The organism is Pseudomonas sp. ES3-33, assembly GCF_000952175.1.
Classification (GTDB): domain Bacteria; phylum Pseudomonadota; class Gammaproteobacteria; order Pseudomonadales; family Pseudomonadaceae; genus Aquipseudomonas; species Aquipseudomonas gregormendelii.
The window spans coordinates 1-438 of record NZ_JZRI01000094.1 but is presented as its reverse complement, the minus strand read 5'-3'; the positions used below and the strand labels follow the sequence as shown (position 1 = coordinate 438).

The following is a 438-nucleotide window of genomic DNA, read 5'->3' as shown; positions in this document are numbered from 1 at the left end:
TGAAGGTGTACGCCCCGTTTGCCCCGATTACCAAGGTGCCGACATTGGCGATGGTCGCGGTGCTACCAGCGGTGTAAGTGCTAGTGCCGATAGTGAAGTTGACCACAGTCACATCGCCGTCGACGCTTGAGGTACCCGTGAGGACGCTGCCGGTCACGGCAGTGTCTTCCAGGGTGGAGACCGTTTCGCTGGCATCGGTGAAGCTGTCATCAACCGGGGTGACGCTGATGTTCAGAGTCGAAGTGACATTGCTACCGGAACCGTCGGTGACGGTGTAGCTGACCACTGGCACGCTGCCGTTGTAGTTGGCAGTCGGAGTAAAGGTGTAGGCGCCATTGGCCGCAATGACCAGGGTGCCGACATTGGCGATAGTCGCCGTACTGCCGGCGGTGTAGGTGTTCGCACCGATGGTGAAGTTGACCACGGTCACGTCGCCGT

General features: G+C 59.8%; 1 protein-coding gene. It reads right to left on the bottom strand.

From position 1 onward, the window contains the following. The coding region (locus UB23_RS29795; RefSeq protein ID WP_045060467.1) for a cadherin-like domain-containing protein at window positions 1-438 on the bottom strand (438 nt) is incomplete at both ends.